At 65.0% G+C, this 19,134-nt stretch carries 23 protein-coding genes, 1 pseudogene and 1 riboswitch; of the genes and pseudogenes, 20 read left to right on the top strand and 4 right to left on the bottom strand.

Annotation, left to right across the window (positions count from 1 at the left end):
• Positions 1-46 precede the first annotated feature (46 nt).
• Positions 47-188: riboswitch (TPP riboswitch) on the top strand.
• From AKN84_RS31440 to AKN84_RS31415, 6 genes are all read left to right on the top strand, one after another.
• On the top strand, positions 176-1,189 hold the full coding sequence (locus tag AKN84_RS31440) for an FAD-dependent oxidoreductase (protein ID WP_050424366.1): 1,014 nt from the start codon (positions 176-178) through the stop codon (positions 1,187-1,189). It overlaps the preceding riboswitch by 13 nt.
• Positions 1,180-1,377, top strand: a complete 198-nt coding sequence (gene thiS, locus AKN84_RS31435) for a sulfur carrier protein ThiS (RefSeq protein WP_050424365.1) — start codon at positions 1,180-1,182, stop codon at positions 1,375-1,377. The genes AKN84_RS31440 and thiS overlap by 10 nt, the downstream gene beginning before the upstream one ends.
• A gap of 178 nt (positions 1,378-1,555) precedes the next feature.
• On the top strand, positions 1,556-2,338 hold the full coding sequence (locus tag AKN84_RS31430; protein ID WP_050424364.1) for a thiazole synthase: 783 nt from the start codon (positions 1,556-1,558) through the stop codon (positions 2,336-2,338).
• Positions 2,325-2,933: a thiamine phosphate synthase gene (locus tag AKN84_RS31425; protein WP_050424363.1), complete on the top strand. Its 609-nt coding sequence runs from the start codon at positions 2,325-2,327 to the stop codon at positions 2,931-2,933. The genes AKN84_RS31430 and AKN84_RS31425 overlap by 14 nt, the downstream gene beginning before the upstream one ends.
• Positions 2,934-3,097: 164 nt before the next feature.
• On the top strand, positions 3,098-4,996 hold the full coding sequence (gene thiC / locus AKN84_RS31420) for a phosphomethylpyrimidine synthase ThiC (protein ID WP_050424362.1): 1,899 nt from the start codon (positions 3,098-3,100) through the stop codon (positions 4,994-4,996).
• A gap of 317 nt (positions 4,997-5,313) precedes the next feature.
• Positions 5,314-5,982, top strand: coding sequence for a hypothetical protein (locus AKN84_RS31415; RefSeq protein WP_157863355.1), 669 nt, complete (start codon positions 5,314-5,316; stop codon positions 5,980-5,982).
• Positions 5,983-6,000: 18 nt separating this feature from the next.
• On the opposite strand, the gene AKN84_RS31410 is transcribed toward AKN84_RS31415, so the two are convergent.
• The gene (locus tag AKN84_RS31410; protein WP_050424360.1) at positions 6,001-7,671 is read right to left on the bottom strand and encodes a flavin-containing monooxygenase; all 1,671 of its coding nucleotides are present in this window, start codon (positions 7,669-7,671) and stop codon (positions 6,001-6,003) included.
• A gap of 234 nt (positions 7,672-7,905) precedes the next feature.
• Here AKN84_RS31410 and AKN84_RS31405 point away from each other — a divergent pair, with 234 nt between their 5' ends.
• Positions 7,906-8,301 carry a hypothetical protein gene (locus AKN84_RS31405; RefSeq protein ID WP_050424359.1) on the top strand — a complete coding sequence of 132 codons (396 nt, stop codon included), beginning with the start codon at positions 7,906-7,908 and terminating at the stop codon, positions 8,299-8,301.
• Positions 8,302-8,605: 304 nt separating this feature from the next.
• The gene (locus tag AKN84_RS31400) at positions 8,606-9,118 is read left to right on the top strand and encodes a mismatch-specific DNA-glycosylase (RefSeq protein WP_050424390.1); all 513 of its coding nucleotides are present in this window, start codon (positions 8,606-8,608) and stop codon (positions 9,116-9,118) included.
• A gap of 105 nt (positions 9,119-9,223) precedes the next feature.
• Here the strand turns inward: AKN84_RS31400 and AKN84_RS31395 are convergent, their stop codons facing one another.
• Entirely contained in the window at positions 9,224-9,658 is a 435-nt protein-coding gene (locus AKN84_RS31395; RefSeq protein WP_050424358.1) for a hypothetical protein, read from the bottom strand.
• A 214-nt stretch (positions 9,659-9,872) separates the two neighbouring features.
• Between AKN84_RS31395 and AKN84_RS31390 the strand changes: the two genes are divergently transcribed.
• From AKN84_RS31390 to AKN84_RS31380, 3 genes are read left to right on the top strand one after another with little or no spacing between them, the layout of a single operon-like run.
• Positions 9,873-10,298: a YeeE/YedE family protein gene (locus AKN84_RS31390; protein WP_050424357.1), complete on the top strand. Its 426-nt coding sequence runs from the start codon at positions 9,873-9,875 to the stop codon at positions 10,296-10,298.
• A gap of 2 nt (positions 10,299-10,300) precedes the next feature.
• Positions 10,301-10,780 (top strand): DUF6691 family protein, encoded by a 480-nt coding sequence (locus tag AKN84_RS31385; protein WP_050424356.1) that lies wholly within the window; start codon positions 10,301-10,303, stop codon positions 10,778-10,780.
• Positions 10,781-10,783: 3 nt separating this feature from the next.
• The gene (locus AKN84_RS31380; protein WP_050424355.1) at positions 10,784-11,170 is read left to right on the top strand and encodes a RidA family protein; all 387 of its coding nucleotides are present in this window, start codon (positions 10,784-10,786) and stop codon (positions 11,168-11,170) included.
• A gap of 411 nt (positions 11,171-11,581) precedes the next feature.
• Here AKN84_RS31380 and AKN84_RS31375 read toward each other — a convergent pair.
• Positions 11,582-12,342: pseudogene (locus tag AKN84_RS31375) on the bottom strand (SOS response-associated peptidase).
• A gap of 62 nt (positions 12,343-12,404) precedes the next feature.
• Here AKN84_RS31375 and AKN84_RS31370 point away from each other — a divergent pair.
• From AKN84_RS31370 to AKN84_RS31350, 5 genes are all read left to right on the top strand, one after another.
• Positions 12,405-12,905: a hypothetical protein gene (locus AKN84_RS31370; RefSeq protein WP_050424354.1), complete on the top strand. Its 501-nt coding sequence runs from the start codon at positions 12,405-12,407 to the stop codon at positions 12,903-12,905.
• Between the two features lie 39 nt (positions 12,906-12,944).
• Positions 12,945-13,364, top strand: coding sequence for an NUDIX hydrolase (locus tag AKN84_RS31365; RefSeq protein WP_050424353.1), 420 nt, complete (start codon positions 12,945-12,947; stop codon positions 13,362-13,364).
• 86 nt (positions 13,365-13,450) lie between these two features.
• Positions 13,451-13,828: a TIGR02301 family protein gene (locus tag AKN84_RS31360; protein WP_050424352.1), complete on the top strand. Its 378-nt coding sequence runs from the start codon at positions 13,451-13,453 to the stop codon at positions 13,826-13,828.
• The gene (locus AKN84_RS31355; protein WP_050424351.1) at positions 13,818-14,474 is read left to right on the top strand and encodes an HAD family hydrolase; all 657 of its coding nucleotides are present in this window, start codon (positions 13,818-13,820) and stop codon (positions 14,472-14,474) included. The genes AKN84_RS31360 and AKN84_RS31355 overlap by 11 nt, the downstream gene beginning before the upstream one ends.
• A gap of 157 nt (positions 14,475-14,631) precedes the next feature.
• On the top strand, positions 14,632-14,898 hold the full coding sequence (locus tag AKN84_RS31350) for a hypothetical protein (protein ID WP_050424350.1): 267 nt from the start codon (positions 14,632-14,634) through the stop codon (positions 14,896-14,898).
• 12 nt (positions 14,899-14,910) lie between these two features.
• Here the strand turns inward: AKN84_RS31350 and AKN84_RS31345 are convergent, their stop codons facing one another.
• Positions 14,911-16,245 (bottom strand): dihydroorotase, encoded by a 1,335-nt coding sequence (locus AKN84_RS31345; RefSeq protein WP_050424349.1) that lies wholly within the window; start codon positions 16,243-16,245, stop codon positions 14,911-14,913.
• 129 nt (positions 16,246-16,374) lie between these two features.
• On the opposite strand from AKN84_RS31345, the gene ygfZ reads away from it, so the two are divergent.
• The 4 genes from ygfZ (at position 16,375) to AKN84_RS31325 (ending at position 19,119) form a co-directional block, all read left to right on the top strand.
• The gene (gene ygfZ / locus AKN84_RS31340) at positions 16,375-17,256 is read left to right on the top strand and encodes a CAF17-like 4Fe-4S cluster assembly/insertion protein YgfZ (RefSeq protein ID WP_050424348.1); all 882 of its coding nucleotides are present in this window, start codon (positions 16,375-16,377) and stop codon (positions 17,254-17,256) included.
• Positions 17,253-17,879, top strand: a complete 627-nt coding sequence (locus tag AKN84_RS31335) for a DNA-3-methyladenine glycosylase I (protein WP_050424347.1) — start codon at positions 17,253-17,255, stop codon at positions 17,877-17,879. The genes ygfZ and AKN84_RS31335 overlap by 4 nt, the downstream gene beginning before the upstream one ends.
• On the top strand, positions 17,876-18,487 hold the full coding sequence (locus AKN84_RS31330; RefSeq protein ID WP_050424346.1) for a YfbR-like 5'-deoxynucleotidase: 612 nt from the start codon (positions 17,876-17,878) through the stop codon (positions 18,485-18,487). The genes AKN84_RS31335 and AKN84_RS31330 overlap by 4 nt, the downstream gene beginning before the upstream one ends.
• A gap of 125 nt (positions 18,488-18,612) precedes the next feature.
• Positions 18,613-19,119 (top strand): tyrosine phosphatase family protein, encoded by a 507-nt coding sequence (locus AKN84_RS31325; protein ID WP_050424345.1) that lies wholly within the window; start codon positions 18,613-18,615, stop codon positions 19,117-19,119.
• The last annotated feature ends 15 nt before the right edge of the window (positions 19,120-19,134 follow it).

Raw genomic sequence — 19,134 nt, 5'->3', positions numbered from 1 at the left:
CAACTTGGCATACAAGTTGACACATCCGCCCATCCGCCTACATTAGGGGCGTTCCGAGGGGTGCTCCGAAGGAGGAGCTGAGATACCGCAAGCTTGGACTGGCCAGTAGGCGAACAGTCCGGGACCGCGGTGACCCTTTGAACCTGATCCGGGTCATGCCGGCGAAGGGACAGGGATGTATCAGACGTCAAGACCGCGGGGGGATTCCCCCGTCACCATCATCGGCGCAGGCATAACCGGCGCCTGGCATGCGCTATTGCTCGCAGAGGCCGGACGTGCCGTCACCCTGCATGAGCGCAGTGACGCTGGGATGACGGAATCCACAAGCCACTGGGCCGGCGGAATGCTGGCGCCCTGGTGCGAGGAGGAGGCCGCCGAGCCCGTCATCACGCGCCTCGGCATCCGCTCGCTCGACCTGTGGCGGCAGCATCTCCCGGAAACGGCGTTCAACGGCTCGCTGGTGGTGGCGCATCCGCGCGATCGCGCCGATTTCGAGCGCTTTGCCCGCCTCACATCAGGCCATCGCCGGCTCGATGCCGAGGGCGTTCGCGCGCTCGAGCCGGCGCTCGAGGGCCGCTTCGGCGCTGGCCTGTTCTATCCCCAGGAGGGTCATGTCGAACCGCGCCGCGTGCTGCCGCGGCTGCATGCCGCGATCGCCAAGGCCGGCGGCGCCATCAAGTTCGGCAGCGATGCCGAGGCTGATGATCTCGACGGCCTCGTGATCGACTGCCGGGGACTAGCCGCACGCGACCGCGAGCCGAGCCTGCGCGGCGTCAAGGGCGAGATGATCGTCATCGAGACATCGGAGGTCGAGTTGACGCGCCCGGTGCGCCTGATCCATCCGCGCTGGCCGCTTTACGTGATCCCGCGCGGCGACGGCCGCTTCATGCTGGGCGCGACCTCGATCGAGGCCGAGGACAACGGCGTCAGCGTGCGCTCGGCGCTGGAGCTCTTGGGCGCGGCCTATGTCGTGCATCCGGCGTTCGGCGAGGCGCGCATCGTGGAATTCGGTGCCGGTTTGCGCCCGGCATTTCCCGACAATCTGCCGAAAATCAGGATCGAGCAGGAACGCATCACGGTGAACGGACTCTACCGTCATGGCTTCCTGCTGGCGCCGGCGCTGGCCGAGCTGACGCTCGCCTATCTCCAGCGCGGCGAAATCGACAACGAGGTGATGCAATGCGCGTGACCGTCAACGGCGAGCAGCGGGAGATCAGCGCGGCCAGCGTCGATGCGCTCTTGGCCGAGCTCGACTACCAGGGCACCCATTTCGCGATCGCAGTGAATTACGACGTGGTGCCGAAGGGCCGCTGGGCCGAGACGGCCCTCAAGGCCGGCGACGAGATCGAGATCATCACACCACGGCAGGGAGGGTGATGATGATGAATATGCGCATTCCACATACTCCGGTGTCATCGCCCGGCTTGACCGGGCGATCCAGTACGCCGCGGCTTCTCCGTATCACAGCGCGGCCTCTGGAATACTGGATCCCCGCTTTCGCGGGGATGACGAGTTGTATGCGCGGCAGCGAACACGACCACGAGGGATAGACGACATGGTCACCTTCTACGGCAAAACCTTCCCCTCCCGCCTGCTGATCGGCACGGCGCTCTACGCCTCGCCTGCGATCATGCAGAACGCGATCCGCGCCTCCGGCGCCAGCATCGTCACGGTGTCACTGCGCCGCGAGGCCGCCGGCGGCAAGACCGGCGATGCGTTCTGGTCCTTGATCCGCGAGCTCGGCGTTACCGTGCTGCCGAACACCGCGGGCTGCCGCAGCGTGCGCGAGGCGGTCACCACCGCGAAGCTGGCGCGCGAATTGTTCGGCACGCCCTGGATCAAGCTCGAGGTGATCGCCGACAACGACACGCTGCAGCCCGACGTCGTCGGCCTGGTCGAGGCCGCCAGCATCCTGATCAAGGAGGGTTTTGAAGTATTCCCCTATTGCACCGAGGATTTCTCGGTCGCCTCGCGGCTGGTCGAAGCCGGGTGCAAGGTGGTGATGCCGTGGGCCGCGCCGATCGGAAGCGCAAAGGGCATCACCAACCGCGACGCGCTGAAACTGCTGCGCGACCGTTTGCCCGACATCACGCTGGTGGTCGATGCCGGCTTGGGCGCGCCATCGCATGCGGCGCAGGCGCTCGAGCTCGGCTATGACGCCGTGCTGCTCAACACCGCCGTGGCAAAGGCCGCCGATCCGGTTGCGATGGCCAATGCCTTCCGCCTCGGCGTCGAGGCCGGTCGCACCGCCTATGAAGCCGGGCTGATGGAAGCCCGCGACTTCGCCTCCCCCTCCACCCCTGTCGTTGGGACACCTTTCTGGCATGCCGTATCCTGATCCGTTCTATCCCGTCGTCGACAGCATCAAATGGGTCGAGCGACTGACAAAGCTCGGCGTCGGCACCATCCAGCTCCGCGCCAAAGAGCTCGACGATGCCGAGGCGTTGCAGATCGTCAGCGACGCGCTGACGGTGACCAAGGGCACGCCCACAAAGCTCGTCGTCAACGACTACTGGCGCGCGGCGATCGTCGCCGGCGCCGAGCATCTGCATCTCGGCCAGGAAGATCTGGCCGACGCTGATCTCGCCGAGATCCGTAAAGCGCGGCTGACGCTCGGCGTCTCCACCCATGACGACGCCGAGCTCGCCACCGCGCTCGCCGCCAAGCCCGACTATGTCGCGCTCGGCCCGATCTTCTTCACCACGCTGAAGTCGATGCGGTTCGAGCCGCAGGGCATTGCGAAGATCACCGAGTGGAAGAAGCGGATCGGCAACATCCCGCTTGTCGCGATCGGCGGCATCAAGTTCGAGCACGCCGCCGAGATCTTCGCCGCCGGCGCCGATTCGATCGCCGTCGTCAGTGACGTCACCCAGAACGCCGACCCCGACGCACGGGTCAGACAATGGCTCGGCATCGGTGCGGAGGCCGCGTGATGCTGGGCATCGCACACCATTCGAACCGTCACCCTGAGGTGGCCGCTTCTTCAGCGGCCCTCGAAGGGCGACGGCCCGGCTCGTTCATCCTTCGAGACGCGCTTCGCGCTCCTCAGGATGACGAGAACAACAGCCCGCACAAGAGTTAAGAAGGAGGATCCCTCATGAACATCCGCTCCAACCCCGACACCACCCGTCCGGCCGTCACCACCGGTTCGCTGCCCGCCTCGCGCAAGATATTCGCGACGCCTGCGAGCGCGCCCGATGTCCGCGTGCCGCTGCGCGAGATCATCCTGTCGGAGGGCGCCGGCGAGCCGAACCTGCCGGTCTATGACACCTCGGGCCCCTACACCGATCCCAACGTCACGATCGACGTCAACTCCGGCCTGCCGCGCAATCGCCTCGCGTGGGTCAAGGAGCGCGGCGGGGTCGAGGAGTATGAGGGCCGCACCATCAAGCCGGAGGACAACGGCAATGTCGGCGCAGCCCACGCCGCCAAGGCGTTCACCGCGCATCACAAGCCGCTGCGCGGCCTCGACGGCCACAAGATCACCCAGCTCGAGTTCGCCCGCGCCGGCATCATCACCAAGGAGATGATCTACGTCGCCGAGCGCGAGAATCTCGGCCGCAAGCAACAGCTCGAGCGCGCGGAAGCAGCCCTTGCCGACGGCGAGAGCTTCGGCGCGTCGGTGCCGGCCTTCATCACGCCGGAATTCGTCCGCGACGAGATCGCGCGCGGCCGCGCCATCATCCCCTCCAACATCAACCATGCCGAGCTCGAGCCGATGATAATCGGCCGCAACTTCCTGACCAAGATCAACGCCAATATCGGCAACTCGGCGGTGACCTCGTCGGTCGAGGAAGAGGTCGACAAGATGGTGTGGGCGATCCGCTGGGGCGCCGACACCGTGATGGACCTCTCCACGGGGCGCAACATCCACACCACCCGCGAATGGATCCTGCGCAACTCGCCGGTGCCGATCGGCACCGTGCCGATCTACCAGGCGTTGGAGAAGTGCGACGGCGATCCCGTCAAGCTGACCTGGGAGCTCTACAAGGACACCCTGATCGAGCAATGCGAACAGGGCGTCGACTATTTCACGATCCACGCCGGCGTGCGGCTGTCCTACATCCACCTCACCGCCAACCGCGTCACCGGCATCGTGTCGCGCGGCGGATCGATCATGGCGAAGTGGTGCCTGGCGCATCACAAGGAAAGCTTCCTCTACACCCATTTCGACGAGATCTGCGACCTCATGCGCAAGTATGACGTCTCGTTCTCGCTCGGCGACGGCCTGCGCCCCGGCTCGATTGCCGACGCCAACGACCGCGCCCAATTTGCCGAGCTGGAGACGCTCGGCGAACTGACAAAAATCGCGTGGGACAAGGGCTGCCAGGTCATGATCGAGGGTCCCGGCCACGTGCCGATGCACAAGATCAAGATCAACATGGACAAGCAGCTCAAGGAGTGCGGCGAGGCGCCGTTTTATACGTTGGGCCCGCTGACCACCGACATCGCGCCGGGCTATGACCACATCACCTCGGGCATTGGCGCCGCGATGATCGGCTGGTTCGGCTGCGCGATGCTCTGCTACGTCACGCCGAAGGAGCATCTCGGTCTCCCCGACCGCAACGACGTCAAGACCGGCGTCATCACCTACAAGATCGCGGCCCACGCCGCCGATCTCGCCAAGGGCCACCCCGCCGCGCAGCTCCGCGACGATGCACTCAGCCGCGCCCGCTTCGACTTCCGCTGGCAGGACCAGTTCAACCTCGGCCTCGACCCCGAGACCGCGAAGAACTTCCACGACGAGACCCTGCCGAAGGAAGCCCACAAGGTCGCGCATTTCTGCTCGATGTGCGGCCCGAAATTCTGCTCGATGAAGATCACCCAGGACGTCCGCGACTACGCCGCGACGCTCAATGACCCGACGGGCGTTGGCGCATCGATGTCAGGCACCATCGAGGACGGCATGGCGACGATGAGCGCCAAGTTCAAGGAGATGGGCGAGAACCTGTATCTCGACGCGGACAAGGTGAAGGAGAGCAACCGGGTGTTGTGAGACTTCAGCGCACCGACTGAATAAGAAGACCGGGCCAGCGCGCCCGGTCTTTTTGTTTGCGACAAGAGGTGGGTTCGTCATTCGCCGCTTCTTCAACATGCCGGTTACACTTCGCTAACCGAGCCGACGAAGTCTCTGCCCGACTGATCGCGAGCCCGCTTGGTATCGATGTAAAATGAGCAACAAGACATTGCGAGGGCGGCGGTATCGCACCTTTGAAGTACGGATTGCACCATTTGATATTTACGTTCCTTCTCGCGGGAACGTCAGTCGCACCGGCGCAGCAGCAACCACGTGTGGTCGCGCCCGCGGAGGTCGTGCTTTACATCCAGTCAGACTTGAAGCGAACAGACTTTGTTCATCCGCTGGTCTGCGCGCTTCAGCGCGTTCTCACCGCACCCGTCTCCGTGCAGGCGCTGGACTTTCCGCTCGGACCGGAATTGCTTGCAACGCCCACGCAATTCGAAGTCTCCAAGGTGGCCGACCGGTTCATAGAGCGAACGGCGAGTGAGGGAAACGCGCCCTCGTTCAAGTACCTTCTCATTCCGTTCGATCTGAAGGTCGAGGCCTGGAATTGGCGCTATGCATTTTCTACGAGCTTTGGTGACGCGGCGACGTCCTACCACGTCGGCGTCGTCTCCACGGCGCGGATTTTCGCCGGCAATCGGGGGCTGAAATCGCCCTGGGACGATGAGATCACGGCGACGCGCGCGTACAAGCTCATTCTCAAATCAATCGTGAACGTCTCAGGTTATCGCAACGCGGGCGGCTGTATTCTCAAAACTCCCCTAAGCCTCGAGGAGCTGGATCAAAAATCATCCGAGTTCTGTCCGGATGACCGCGCCGCGCTTGTTGCCGCCGGCATCCTCAAGGATAACGAAGAGCAGAATGGCCCTGACTGCACGACCGTGCGACAGCGATCGCTTCCGGCACCGCTTGTGACTGCACGTAGGATGCTGGACGACTGGTTGGCCACGCCGCGCTAACCACCCTATGCAGCGGCGCTACATCGACGCGCTTGCGGCCGGCGCTCGCACGTTCCCCCGCGAGCCGCTGCCGAACTCAATCTCCCGATACCCCTCCGCCGCCACGCCGTTGATGATCCCCAAGAACTTCGGCGTCCCTCCGTTGTAGACGAAGTACCGCACCGTGCCCTCCTCGTGGCCGGGGACGTTGGAGTTGTAGCCGGTGAACCAGCCCTTGGCTTTGCGCATCAGCATGATCTCGTACATCTTGACGACATGCGCGGTCCAGCGCTCCTGCGCTTCGAGTGTGGCGTCGGCGCGGGTCAGGCCGCGCGCCCACATGTATTGCATGAGGTTGGTGCACCAGTTGACACCGTTCTCGATGCCGCGCGGGAAGTTCGTCGAGGCGGATGCGCTTTGCGGGCCGGTCGGCATCAGCAAATTCGGGAAGCCGTGCACGAGCATGCCGAGGAAGGTGGACGGCGCCTGTTTCCATTTGTCGGCGAGGCGTTCGCCGCCGATGCCGCGGATGTCGATCAAATCGTAGGCGCCGGTGATGGCGTCGAAGCCGGTGGCGTAGACGATGATGTCGAAGTCGTAGTCGCGCGCTGATGTGCGCAGGCCTGTCTCGGTGACGCGGACCAGCGGCGTCTCGCTGAGATCGACGAGATTGACGTTGTCGCGGTTGTAGGCCTCGAAATACCGCGTCTCCAGCGGCAGGCGCTGCACGCCGAAGCCATGATCTTTCGGAATCAGCTTTTCGGCGACCTTCGGATCATTCACGCGCTCGCGGATGCGGCCTGCGATATATTCCGACAGCTCCGCATTGGCGGCTTCGTCCATGAAGATCTCACGGAAATTCGCCAGCCAGATGCCGAAGCCGGGCTCGTCGTAGAGCTTGTCCCACGTCTTGAGCCGCTCCTCGCGGCTCACCTCGTAGAAGCCGCGCTTGTCGGGGCCATGAACGAAACTGCCGGGCGTCAGCGCGCAGGCGGCAAAAATCTCGTCGTAGCGCGCGCGGATGTCGGCCATTTCAGCGTCCGATATCTCGCTGTTGTTGAGCGGCGCGCTCCAGTTCGGCCGGCGCTGGAACACCGTGAGCTCGCCGACCTTGTCGGCAATCTCGCCGATCAGCTGAATGCCGGTCGCGCCGGTGCCGATCACGGCGACCTTTTTGCCGGCGAGATCGACCGGCTCGTGCGGCCAGTAGTAGGTGTGGAATGAGCGGCCCCTGAAATCCTCGACGCCCTCGACGCGCGGCATGGTCGGCGCCGACAATAGCCCGATCCCCAGCACGACGAAGCGGCAGGTCAGCGCGCGGCCGTCACTGATCCGGAGCTGCCAGAGGTCGCGCGCCTCGCCGAACTGCATGGCCTCGACCTTGCAGTTGAACTGCATGTGCCGGCGCAGGTCGAACTTGTCGGCGACGTAATTGAGGTAGCGCAGATTCTCCGGCTGGCCGGAGAAGCGCTCCTTCCAGTGCCACTCGTCGAGCAGCTCGCGCGAGAACGAGAAGCCGTAGGTGTAGCTCTCCGAGTCGAAGCGACAGCCGGGATACCGGTTCCAGTACCAGGTGCCGCCGAGATCGGGCGCGGCTTCCAGCACGGTGGCGTCGATGCCGAGATCGGCGAGCCGCTTGATCTGGTAGATGCCGGCGACGCCGGCGCCGACCACGATCACCTCGTAATGGGTTTTCGCCTCTCCCGTCATTGTCAGCTCCCAAAATTCTTCTTGATCTGTTGGGCTGGATTACAGACCCTTTTGCTGATCAGGCAACCGCGCCGCGGCGCGCGCGACTTGCGTTGAGGCGCTGCCTGCACCACATCGATCGTTGCGGCCGAAGAGCGTAGCCCGGATGAGCGAAGCGATATCCGGGGTTTGTATCCATCCCGCATATCGCTGCGCTCATGCGGGCTACGCAGCTCCCATCGACATGAGACCACCATGACCGACAATCTCACCGGCGTCTGGGACGGCAGCTATATGCAGCCCAGCTGCATGGTCACATTCCTGGCGACGCTGATCGACGCCGGCGGCGCGCTGGGCGGCAGCGTGAGCGAACCCTGCGTGATGCCGGGCTGCCCGCTCGGCACCCACAATGCGTCGCTTGCCGGTCACCGCTCCGGCAGCGCGGTCACCTTCGTCAAACGCTACGAGCCACCGGGCTACGGCTATGACACCGTCCACTATGAAGGCGCGGTCAATGCCGACGCGACCGAGATCGACGGACGCTGGACCATCCGCGGCACACGGTTCTCGGGAACGTTCTTGATGGTGCGTTCGACGGCGCCGACGCAAGCGGTGGCGGCCGAAGACGAGATCAAGGAGCCGGCGCGGTAGCGCGTATCGGGACGCCAAATGCGCTGGGCCAGCGGGCGAGGGACGGCCACACGATTTCGGAATATTGGAAATCTATCCCTGATTTGCCCGACTTGTCAAGGTGCCGTGTCGGACGGCGGCAGCCGCCCGCTCCTTTGCATGGGGTTGTTTTCGATATTTTGGCCCCCCGCATCTGCCGCGAACGGCTCGGCGCTGCTGCGATCCGACCACCCTCGCAAGCGGGAGAGGGAGCGCCGCGCTGTCGCTATTCGACCTGATCTCATCGCACGTTGACACGCGCATGCTCACCTCGGTCTCCCTTCAGATGCCTGACAACAATGCCCACCGCCTCCCCGATCAGCTCCGCGCCAATCTGCGCCTGGTGTTCGTCGGCACTGCGGCCAGCACGCGCTCGGCCGCGGTCGGGCATTACTACGCGCATCCCGGCAACCGCTTCTGGCGCGCGTTGCATGAGGCTGGCATCACGCCGCGGCGCTATCGGCCTGACGAGTTCACGGCATTGCTCGAGCTCGGCATCGGCTTCACCGATCTCTCCAAGACCGGCGCCGGGATGGATCATGAGATCGCGCGGGGCTCGTTCGATGTGATTGGCTTCAGGACGAAGATCGCAACATATCGGCCGAAGACGATCGCCTTCACCAGCAAGATGGCGGCGAGCCTGTTTTATCACCGGCCGACCAGCGCAATTGCGCTTGGGCGGCAGACGCCGATGAGTGGATTCCCGGATGTGTTCGTGCTGCCATCGCCGTCGGGTGCGGCCTCCGGACACTGGGATTTGCAGCCGTGGCGTGAGCTGGCCGAGTGGATCGCATCGTAGGATGGGTAGAGCGCAGCGAAACCCATCAACATTGGTGCGCCGGGAGAGATGATGGGTTTCGCTTCGCTCTACCCATCCTACGCGATCGTATCTTGTGCGCGCCCGTTACTCCTTCAACGTGATCGCGAGCCCGCTGAGGTCGACATTGGCCATCAGCCCGACCTGCTTGCCGCTCAGTTCGAGCACCGCGCCGTTCTGGTTGGTCAACAGGATGCCGCGCACGCCGGCGCCGAGCGCAACGCCCATGCCCGCCGCGGCGTAGACGCCGGCGATGTCCTGGGCGCGGCGGATATTGCGCACCCGGCCCTGCAATGTGGTCTGGGAGCCGCCGAACACGAGGCCGTAATCCAGCCCGCCGGCGGTGAGCCCGTAGGTCTGGCCGTGGAAGGTCAGCACACCCTTGCCGGCGGAGCCGCCGAAGATCCAGCCGCCCTTGAAGATCACGAGCGTCACCGCGCCCTCGTCAGCCAGGGCGGCGGACGATCCGGTGAGCAGCGCCAGCGCGAACAGCACGGCGCGGGCGGCGGATGACAGTCTCATGGGGGTTCTCCGGACGAAGTTGGGGGCGAAATGCGAATCGCGGCAATCCAGCCGACGGCAGGCATCGTCGAAACGCCTGCGAAACATGCGGGATTGCGCTTGTTCCTGATCTTGCGGAGTCTATCATCGGCCGTGCAGCCGCGCGACGTTGGCGCATGCGCGCGCACCGCTTTGCCGGATCGCTGAGGAGTTTGCGCAACAGGGATCTGCACAGATGCACGATTTCACCCCAATTTCCGGCTTCGCCGGCGGCGCGCTGATCGGCCTCGCCGCGGCGCTGCTGATGCTGCTGACCGGACGAATCGCGGGGGTTACCGGCATCGTCGGCGGCCTGCTTCAGCCCGATACCGCCGACCGCGGATGGCGTATCGCGTTCATCTTGGGGCTGATCGCGGCGCCCCTGATCGCAGCGCTGTTCGGCGCGCCGCTGCCGCGGCCGACGATGAACGGAAGCCTCGTCGTGATCGCGATCGCGGGCCTTCTGGTCGGGTTCGGCACCCGCATGGGCAATGGCTGCACCTCGGGCCACGGCGTCTGCGGCTTCGCCCGGCTGTCCGGCCGCTCGATCGTGGCGACGTTCATCTTCATGACGGCGGCGATCGCGACGGTTGCGATCGCAAGACACGTGATCGGAGGCTAGCGATGCCCGTTCTCGCAAGCTTTATCTGCGGCCTGATCTTCGGCGCGGGCCTTTTGATCTCCGGCATGACCGATCCGCAGAAGGTGCTCGGTTTCCTCGATCTGTTCGGCGCCTGGAACGCGACGCTCGCCTTCGTGATGGCGGGTGCCGTCGCGGTCGCAGCGTCAGGCTTTGCGATCGCGCGACGCCGCACTGCACCCACCTTCTCGGCGCGCTTCCTGTGGCCCGACCGTAACGACATCGACGCGCCGCTGGTTGGTGGCGCAATCCTGTTCGGCATCGGCTGGGGCCTCGCTGGCATCTGCCCCGGTCCCGCGCTGGTCAATCTCGCCGGCCTCTCGCTGCCGATCGTGGTGTTCGTCGCCGCGATGCTGGCAGGCATGATCGGCCAGAATCTGTTCGGCAAGAATCTCTGGCGCCCGCGCACAATGGCGCCGCGCGCCGCCGAAACCGCTTCCCTTCCATCTCGCGCAGACGGGTGACACATGACAGCGATCAAGCACTTCCCACCTCCGCCCGGCATCCAGGCGCCGCCACTCTCGTTCGGCGCCCGCGTCGGCGATCTCTTGTTCATCTCGGGCATTCCCGGCTTCGATGCCAATCGCGAACTGCCCGACGGTTTCGAGGCGCAATTCGCCAATGTCGTGACCAATTTCAAGCGCGTGCTGAATGAGGCGGGCGCGACGATGCGCGATCTCGTCAAGGTCAACGTGCTGCTGACGCGCGCCAGCGACGTCGCTGCGATGAACGCGCTCTATGCCGGCGCGTTCGGCCCCGCGCCCTATCCCGCACGCACCACCTGCGTCGTGGTGGCGCTGCCCAATCCGAAGATGCTGATCGAGATCGAGGGCGTGGCGTCCGTGAAGGGGTAGCCGTCATTTCGGGGCGCGCCGCTTGGCGCGAGCCCGGAATCCATCGCGCCGCAGAGTTTGTGGAGCAATGGATTCCGGGTTCTCGCTTCGCGAGCCCCGGAATGACGACGGAGAGTATCGGGCGACCCAGTACGCCGTAACCTCTCAACTCAGTCACAAACGTCTCTGGAATACTGGATCACCCGCATGCGTGTGTGATGACACTGCCTGTTTGACGTCTTGAAGCGAGAACCATCCACCGCCGTCGTCCTAGCGAAAGCCAGGACCCATTACCCCAACTGCGCAGTGTTGCGCGTCGCTGGGGCCGCGGATCCCGTTCACAATCAAATGCGGTGGTTGGGTCCTGGCTTTCGCCAGGACGACGATGTGGAGACACATGGGCCGATATCTCACCACGCGGCTTCAGCGCCGTTAAAACAACGACCCCTGCCCGTCATCCTCGCGCGGCGTCACCTTGCGCGCCGCTGCCTTCTTCGCAGCCGGCGCATCCTCCGTCGCGATCTCTTCCGCGGTCATCGGCAGCAGCAGTTGTGCGTCGTCGTTGGCGACGGCATTCACCCGCATCGTCACCTGGTGCCAGGCGAACTCGCCGACATCGGGCGCCTTCAGCATCGGCATCACATCGTCGACATCATTGGGCAGGCAGTCGAGCCAGCGCGCGAACTGTTCGGGCCGGATCGTGACGGGCACGCGATGATGCAGTTGCGCAAGGTCAGCGCTCGCGGGCGCGGTGACGATCGCGACCGTGTCTTGCTCCTCGCCGTTCGGCCCCATCCAGGTCTCGGCGAGCGCGGCGAAGGCGAGCGGGTGACCGTCGCGGCGATGGATGAAGAACGGCCGCTTGCGGCGCCGGCATCATGCCATTCGTAATAGCCGTCGGCCGGGATCAGCGCGCGGCGCCGCTTGATCGCGTTCTTGAAGGCGGGCTTTTCCCGCACCGTCTCGGAGCGCGCGTTGATCAGCAGCGAGAATGTGCGGGGATCCTTGACCCAGGACGGGATCAGGCCCCAGCGCATCAATTGAAAATGCCGGCCGCCGTTCTGCAGCAGCACCACCGGGATCGGCTGGGTCGGCGCAACATTATACCGCGGCGGAAAATTCGGCTGCTCGATGTAGCCGAACATTTCGCGCAAAGCCGCCGGCGGCGAGGTAATGACAAAGCGTCCGCACATATCCCGTCCAGAGTGGTATCCGTTTATTCAGCCTTAACTCAGACCGTTAAAGACTGCGATCAATGACCTCAACGGCCGCCATAGCGGGCTCTTCCCCGCGACCGACGTACCCCGACGAGGCGCGGGCGGCTTTGTTGCGCGCCGCCAACATCAATCCCCGCACCGGGCTTGCGACCGACTACCTCAATCACTTCAACGAAGCCATCATGTTGCTGGAGATGGTCCCGGACCTGCCGGAATGCGCCGACGATTTCCTGGAATGGCAGCCGCTGTCCTATGCTGAGCACTTCACCGCCTCCAATTTCAAGGCGCGTGATCTCGCGATCGAGTCCTATGAGACCGCGGATGCCGGAATCAGGGCCGAATTCGACCAGCTCACCGACAGCATGACCAGGATCCTGACCGAGGTCGGCGCCGCGATGCGGCAATTGCAGCAGGACAAGAGCCGGGTCGCGCTTGCCGAACAGGCGATCGTCTGGGTCAAGCCGCTGGTGATGCAGACTGCCGGCATCATCAACGGCGCCGCAGAGGCCGATGTCGACAGGATCATGGCGGGCGCCTGAGATATCGGGCATGGTTGTCCGCAAAACTGGTGCTGCCCTTTGACCTCTGCCGAACTTCCGATCCGCCCGCAACTCGCCGTGTCAGGCGTGATTTTCCGTGACGGCCGTGTGCTGCTGGTCCGCCGCGCCCGCTCGCCCGGCAAGGGCTTCTACTCGCTGCCCGGCGGCCGGGTCGAGTTCGGCGAGACGCTGCACACCGCCCTGCACCGGGAGATCGACGAGGAGACCGGTCTTAGGGTCGAGATCCTCGGTCTCGCCGGCTGGCGCGAGGTGCTGCCGACCGGCCCCGGCACCGGCCACTACCTGATCATGACATTCGCGGCACGGTGGGCCTCCCGCGAGCCCGCGCTGAACGACGAGCACGACGATTTCAAATGGCTGGCGCCGGAGGGGATCGGCGACCTCAAGGTCACCGGCGGCCTGCACGAGGTCATTGCGGCCGCCCGGCGGCTGGTTTGAGGCCTGTTTGTGACGATATTGCAGGTCCCTTGCGCCTTGCCTCGGGCGCATTGAGGGGGCATACCACGGCCATTCCGGAACCCCTGATGATCAGAGCCTTTCTCGCCGTTGTGATCCTGATGTCGGCATGCCTTGCGACGCCCGCCCGGGCGCAGGACGCGGCTGCGCCGTTCGACGGCGATTTGCAGCGGCTGGCCGAGATCCTCGGCGCGCTGCACTATCTGCGCGGCATCTGCGGCTCCAACGAGGGCGCCAAATGGCGCAACGAGATGCAGGCGCTGATCGATGCCGAAACCCCTTCCGGCGACCGCCGCGCCCGCATGGTCGCCGGCTTCAACCGCGGCTACAACGGCTTCCAGCAGACCTACCGGACCTGCACGCCCGCAGCCAGCGTGGCGATCCGCCGCTACATCGAGGAGGGCTCGAAAATCTCGCGCGACCTGACGGCCCGCTATGCCAACTGAACGGGCGATCTTCTTCGACCTCGACGGCACCCTGACCGACCCGAAGCCCGGCATCACCGGCTCGATCCAGTATGCGCTGGCAAAGCTCGGCCGCCCGGTTCCCTCGCAGGACGAGCTGACCTGGTGCATCGGGCCGCCGCTCAGGGCGAGCTTTGCGATGCTGCTCGGCGGCGAGGAGCTCGCCGATCGCGCCGTCGAGCTCTACCGCGAGCGGTTCGGCGACGTTGGGCTGTTCGAGAACAGCGTCTATCCCGATATTGCGGAGGTGCTGGCCGAACTGCGCCGACGGCCTGGCCGGATCTTCGTGGCAACCTCGAAGCCGCATGTGTTCGCGACCCGGATCGTCGCGCATTTCGGCCTCAACGGGTATTTCGACCACGTGTTCGGCTCCGAGCTCGACGGAACCCGGGTCAACAAGGTCGACCTGCTGGCCTATGCGCTCGAGCAGACCGGGGCCGATCCGGCCAAGGCCGTGATGATCGGCGACCGCAGCCATGACGTGATCGGGGCGAATCGTAACGGCATCCGCGCCGTCGGCGTCACCTACGGCTACGGCACGCCGCAAGAGCTGACCGAGGCCGGCGCCAGCCATCTCTGCGCCTCGCCGCGCGCGGTGCTGGACCATATCCACAGCTCATTCGGCTGATCGGGGCCACGATATCCGGAATTCCCGTTTAAATGCCGTGGCGGCCGTTAACCTTTTCGAAAGAAGTGGGCTAGGCGGTACCCGCATGCGTGATACACCTCGCGGGTCTCGCAGTGGTTCGCTCCTCGAACCGCGCGCATCCATTTTGCAGAGTTTCATGCGCCATCCAGCGTCCTTCCATCACCAAGACGATCCGCGTCCCGATCACGAGCAGAAGCAGGCCGCGCTGAGCTATCTGAACGAGGCGTGGGCGGAAGCGCGTCACGATGGCGTCGACGGCGACTGCCTCGCGCAGGCGAGCCTGTTCGCGGCGCTCGCCGAGCTCGTCAACACCTATGGCGAGGACGCGGTGGCGAAGTTCGCCGAGGGCCTCGCCGCGCGCGTGCGCAACGGCGAGTTCTCGCTGGCATTGGCGCGGCAGTAACCGCCGCGATCCTTACGGCTTGAGCGTCTCGAGGAACCGGACCGGTTCACCGATCGACGGCGTCGTCAGTTCGCCCTGCCACATCACCCGCTTGCCGCGCACGAAGGTGCCGACCGGCCAGCCCTGCACCCGCACGCCGTCATAGGGCGTCCAGGCTGCGCGCGAGGCGATCCATTTGTTGGTGATGGTCTCGCTGCGCTTCAGATCGACCACGGTGAAGTCGGCATCATTGCCCGCCGCGATGCGGCCCTTGCAGGCCATGTTGAACAGCCGCGCGGGACCCGCGCTGGTGAGGTCGACGAACCGCTGTAGCGACAGCCGCCCGGCGTTGACGTGATCGAGCATCAACGGCACCAGCGTCTGCACGCCGGTCATGCCCGACGGCGAGGCCGGATAGGTCTTCGCCTTCTCTTCCAGCGTATGCGGCGCGTGGTCGGAGCCGAGCACGTCGATGATGCCCTGCTCGATGCCGTACCAGATGCCGGCGCGGTGATCGGCGGAGCGCACCGGCGGGTTCATCTGCGCCAGCGTGCCGAGCCGCTCATAGCATTCGGGCGCGGCCATCGTCAGGTGATGCGGCGTCGCCTCGCAGGACGCGACATCCTTGTGGTCGCGCAGATAGAGGATCTCTTCCTTGGTCGAGATGTGCAGCACGTGGATGCGCTTGCCGGTCTCGCGCGCAAGATTGACCAGCCGCTCGGTCGCCATCAGCGCGGCGGTCTCGTCGCGCCACACCGGATGCGAGCGCGGATCGCCTTCGATCCGCAGCGGCTTGCGCTCGTTGAGGCGGTATTCGTCCTCGGCGTGGAACGCGGCGCGGCGCCGGATCACCTTAAAGATCCGCCGCAGGCTCTCGTCGTCCTCGACCAAAAGCGCGCCGGTGGAGGAGCCGATGAACACCTTGACGCCGGCGCAGCCCGGCGCGCGCTCAAGCTCCGGCAGGTCCTGCACGTTCTCGCGGGTGCCGCCGATGAAGAACGCGAAATCGCAATGCATGCGATGGTGGCCGCGCTTGATCTTGTCGGTGAACGCTTCCTCGGTGACCGTCAGCGGATTGGTGTTCGGCATCTCGAACACAGCGGTGACGCCGCCCATCACGGCGCTGCGCGAGCCGGTCTCGAGATCTTCCTTCTGCGTCAATCCGGGCTCGCGGAAATGCACCTGGGTGTCCATCACGCCGGGCAGGATGTGCAGGCCCTTGCAGTCGATCACCTCGCCGGCCGAGGCCTGGCCGAGCGATCCGATCGCCGCGATGCGGCCATTCGTGACGCCGATATCGCGCACGCCCTCGCCGTCCTGATTGACCACGGTGCCGGATTTTAGAATGGTGTCAAAATGCTGATTCATCGGTCCTCGGCGCCCGCTTTCGGCTGTCGCGCGGGCCTTGTTCGGCGCACTCTAGCGCCTTAGCTTGGAAGGGGATATCCGCGAGGACCGCGTTTCCCAAGGAACTTGGAAAAAGAGCCAATTTTGCGAATGAAAGCAGCGTTTCTTCCAGATCGGGGCGTGGTCAAAGTCTCTGGCGAGGACGCCCGCAACTTCCTCAACGGCCTCATCACGACGGACGTCGAACAGCTGGCCCCGGGGCAGGCCCGGTTCGGCGCGCTCCTGACGCCGCAGGGCAAGATCATCGTCGATTTCCTGATCACCGAGATACCCACAGGCCATGGCGGCGGCTTCCTGATCGACGCGCCGCGCGCGCTCGCCAAGGGGCTCGCCGACAAGCTCAGCTTCTACAAGCTGCGCGCCAAGGTCGTGGTCGAAAACCTCTCCGACAGCCTCGGCGTGCTGGCAGCCTGGGATGGCGAGCCGGCGGCGACACCCGATCTCGCCTTCGCCGATCCGCGCAACGCAGCGCTCGGCTGGCGCATCCTGATCCCGGAAGATTTGAAGCAGAAACTCGCTGATCTGATCGGCGCCGACCTCGTCGACTCCAGCGCCTATGAGGCGCATCGCATCGCGACCGGCGTGCCGCGCGGCGGGCTCGATTTCATGTATGGCGACGCTTTCCCGCACGAGACCAACATGGACCGCCTCAACGGCGTCGATTTCGACAAGGGCTGCTATGTCGGCCAGGAGGTGGTGTCGCGCATGCAGCACCGCGGCACGGCGCGCACCCGCACGGTGAAGATCATTCTCGACGGTCCCTCGCCAGAAGCCGGCGCCACCATCCTCGCCGGCGACAAGCAGGTCGGCACCATAGGCTCGACCGCCGGCGAGAAAGGCCTCGCGCTGGTGCGCATCGACCGCGTCGCCGATGCGCTCGACGCAGGCCTGCCGCTGACCGCGGGCGGGCTATCGCTGCATCTCGCCGAGCCGGACGCTGTCCGCATCCCACCGAAGCAGACCGTCGCATGAGCCGTACCGCGCAACTGCATCCCGACGGCAAGACGCGCTGCCCCTGGCCGGGCGAGGACGCGTTCTATGTCGCCTATCACGACAATGAATGGGGCGTGCCGGAATATGACGACCGCGCACTCTATGAAAAGCTGATCCTCGACGGCTTCCAGGCCGGCCTGTCCTGGATCACGATCCTGCGCAAGCGCGAGAATTTCCGCAAAGCCTTCGACGATTTCCAGCCCGAGAAGATCGCGCGCTACACCGACAAGAAGGTGCATGCGCTGATGAACGACGCCGGCATCGTCCGTAACCGCGCCAAGATCGAAGGCGCGGTTTTGAGCGCGAAAGGCTATCTCGAGATCATGGAGAAAGGTCCCGGCTTCTCGAAATTCCTGTGGGACTTCGTCGACGGCAAGCCGAAGGTCAATCAGTTCAAGACCACCGCGAGCGTGCCGGCCTCGACGCCGGTCTCGATCAAGGTCTCCAAGGAGCTTGGCGCGCGCGGCTTCAAGTTCGTCGGCCCCACCATCGTCTACGCCTTCATGCAGGCGACCGGCATGGTCAACGATCACCTCGTCACCTGCTTCTGCCACGAGTCTTGCAGCGGCAAGCTCCGCACGCCGCGGCTCAAGAAGAAATGACTGCACGCAAACCGGACGTGTCGGTTCGCGCCTGGCAGCGGATGTTGTCGGGACGCCGGCTGGACCTGCTCGACCCCTCGCCGCTCGATATCGAGATCGTCGACATCGCGCATGGACTGGCGCGGGTCGCACGCTGGAACGGACAGACCTCGGGCGCGCACATCTTCTCGGTGGCCCAGCACACGCTGCTGGTCGAAGCCGTGATGCGTCAGCAGATGCCGCGCGTCGACATCAGGCATCGTCTCGCTGCGCTGCTGCATGACGCACCGGAATATGTCATCGGCGACATGATCTCGCCGTTCAAGGCGGTGCTGGCGGGCGAATACAAGGTGGTGGAGAAGCGGCTGCTGTCGGCGATCCATATCCGCTTCGGCTTGCCCGCGGTGCTGGCAGACGAGATCACGCAGCAGATCAAGGCCGCCGATCGCGGCGCCGCCTATCTCGAGGCGACCCATCTGGCGGGATTCTCGCAAGCCGAAGCCAAGCGGCTGTTCGGCCGCGATCCGGAATTGCCCGAAGCCACCGAGCGCGACTATCTGACGCCATGGACCGCGGCGCGGGCCGAGAAGCAGTTCCTCGAGCGCTTCAACGTATTGCACGCGTCATAACCACGGCTCGGCGAAACCTTGCCGCGGTTGCGCCGCAAAACGAACAACCGGCATGCCGCCGCGCACCTTTGCCCCGTCCGGGAGCTGCCGTTATAATCGGCATTCCCGACGCCTAAGGACCATCCATGCTTCACGTCTGCTCGCTTGCCGCGCTCTCCGACACGGTTCGTGCCACTGGCGCCAGCCATGTGCTGACCGTGATGGCCAATGTCGACCAGGTGCAGCGACCGCCCTCCGTGCTTCCGGCCAATCATCTGAAAGTGTCGATGGACGACATCGTCGAACAGATGGACGGCTTCGTTGCGCCGAACGAGACGCATATCGAGCGCGTGCTGAGCTTCGTGCGCGGCTGGGATCGCCGCGCACCGATGGTGGTGCATTGCTACGCCGGCATCAGCCGCTCGACCGCGAGCGCATTCGCCACCGTCTGCGCGCTCAATCCGCACCGCGACGAAATGTCCATCGCCCGGCTGATCCGCGAAGCCTCGCCGATCGCGGCGCCCAACCGGCTGATCGTCAGCCTCGCCGACAAGGCGCTGGGGCGGGAGGGCCGGATGCTGCGCGCGCTCGATGCGATGGGTCCCGGCAGCATGAGCGTCGAAGGCCGGCCCTTCCACATCGATCTGGAATAGCGCGGGCTGCGTGCC

It is taken from the genome of Bradyrhizobium tropiciagri, assembly GCF_001189845.1.
Lineage (GTDB): Bacteria > Pseudomonadota > Alphaproteobacteria > Rhizobiales > Xanthobacteraceae > Bradyrhizobium > Bradyrhizobium tropiciagri.
This window is presented reverse-complemented; position numbering and strand designations above follow the sequence as displayed.